Below are 1,939 nucleotides of genomic sequence, written 5' to 3' on the forward strand. Positions count from 1 at the left end.
GAACTGGCTCGGACTGCTCTTCTCGCTCGGCGTGATCGGGTTCGCGATCACCTTCGCGCTCCAACAGCCGCTCCTGTCGCTGATCGCGTGGGTGTACATCGCGGTCAAGCAGCCGTTCGGCGTCGGCGACCGAGTCAAGATCGACGACGCGAAAGGCGACGTGATCGGGGTCGACTTCCTCGTGACGACGCTGTGGGAGATCAACGGCGAACTGGTGACGACGAACCAGCCCTCCGGGCGGGTGGTGACCGTCCCGAACAGCGTCGTCCTCTCGTCGAACGTCGTCAACTTCGGCGGCGGCGGGTCGCCGTACGTCTGGAACGAGGTGCCCGTTCAGGTCGCCTACGAGACCGATCTGGAGTTCGCGCGCGAGGTGATGATAGAGGAGACGACGGAGCTGCTCGGTCGGGACATGGCCGACGGCATCGCCGCCTACCGCGAGGCGCTCGCGGAGACCCCAGTCGAGCTGGAGGTCCACGACGGGCCGACGGTCAACGTCCGCCAACAGGAGTCGTGGGTCGAACTCAGGGTTCGGTATCTCACCCATCCGCGGCGCGGCCAGCGCGTGAAGAATCGGCTGTACGAGCGGATATTAGAGCGGTTCAACGACAACCCGGACCGCGTCGCGTTCCCGGTGAGCCGGAGCCGGTGAGCCGCGATCGGAGGTGCGGCCGCGGCGGGACCGGCCCGGATCTCGCCGGCTGCGGAGCGTCTCCGAACCCTCCCGGCGGCGGATTGCCTCCGGGGAAACGCTTTCCACGGTAACCGCACACTGCGATCGTATGGACCTTGAGATAGCGGGGAACGCGGCGCTCGTCACGGCGTCGTCGAGCGGACTCGGGAAGGCGTCGGCGACCGCGCTCGCGCGTGAGGGCGTCGACGTCGTGATCAACGGCCGCGACGAGGACCGGCTGGCCGAGGCGAAGGCGGAGATCGAGTCGGTCGCCGAGGGCGAGGTCGTCGCCCAGCCCGGCGATCTCACCGACCCGGACGACGTGACCGCGCTCGTGGAGGCGACCGTCGACGAGTTCGGCGGGCTCGACCACCTCGTCACGAGCGCGGGCGGTCCCCCCTCCGGGGCGTTCTTGGAGACCGACGACGAGGACTGGGAGGAGGCGTACGAGCTGCTCGTGATGAGCGTCGTCCGGCTCGCGCGCGAGGCCGAGCCGCACCTCCGCGAGGGCGACGGCGGCACCATCGTGAACGTCACCTCCCGGAGCGTGAAGGAGGCGCTCGACAGCCTCGTGTTGTCCAACTCGGTCCGCATGGGCGTCATCGGGTTAGAGAAGACCCTCTCGAAGGAGTTCGCGCCGGCGATCCGGGCCAACGCCGTGTTGCCCGGCCCACACGAGACGTCGCGGATCCGCGAGCTGGTGAACGACGCCGTCGATCGCGGCGAGTACGACTCCTACGAGGAGGGCCTCGCCGAGTGGGCCGGCAACCCCCTCGAACGCATCGGCGACCCGATGGAGCTAGGGAACACCGTCGCGTTCCTCTCGTCGCCGAAGTCCGGGTTCATCAACGGCACCGCGCTCCCGATCGACGGCGGCGCGACCGGCGCGAACCTATGAGAGCGGTCCGCTTCGACGAGGCCGAGACGTACGAGCCGGATGCGGGGTGGCGTCGCGTGGCGATGGCGGGCAGCGACCGCTTCTCGTTCGAGTGGTTCGAGAAGCCGCCGGGCCACTCCTCGCCGCTCCACGACCACGAGAACGAACAGGTGTGTCTGTGCCTGGAGGGCGAACTGACGGTCGTGACCGACGACGGCGACGAGGCGACGCTCGGATCCAACGACTCCGTCCACCTCGAAGCGAACGAGCCGCACCGCGTGGAGAACACCGGCGACGAGCGGGCGGTCGGGCTCGACGTGTTCGCGCCCGGGCGCTCGTTCGACTTCTGGACCGACCGCGAGGAGTGATCCGACCGTGAACGGAGGAGT

At 68.8% G+C, this 1,939-nt stretch carries 3 protein-coding genes; all 3 read left to right on the forward strand.

All coding sequences use genetic code 11. The features are described from left to right. A partial coding sequence (locus BN903_RS02205) for a mechanosensitive ion channel family protein (protein ID WP_048076197.1) occupies positions 1–652 on the forward strand: 652 nt, incomplete at its 5' end. A 130-nt stretch (positions 653–782) separates the two neighbouring features. After that, complete coding sequence (locus BN903_RS02210; protein WP_048076198.1) at positions 783–1,571, forward strand: SDR family oxidoreductase; 789 nt, start codon at positions 783–785, stop codon at positions 1,569–1,571. Then, positions 1,568–1,918, forward strand: a complete 351-nt coding sequence (locus BN903_RS02215) for a cupin domain-containing protein (protein WP_048076199.1) — start codon at positions 1,568–1,570, stop codon at positions 1,916–1,918. Before BN903_RS02210 ends, BN903_RS02215 begins: the two co-directional genes overlap by 4 nt. Positions 1,919–1,939 lie beyond the last annotated feature (21 nt).

This window comes from Halorubrum sp. AJ67 (assembly GCF_000513435.1).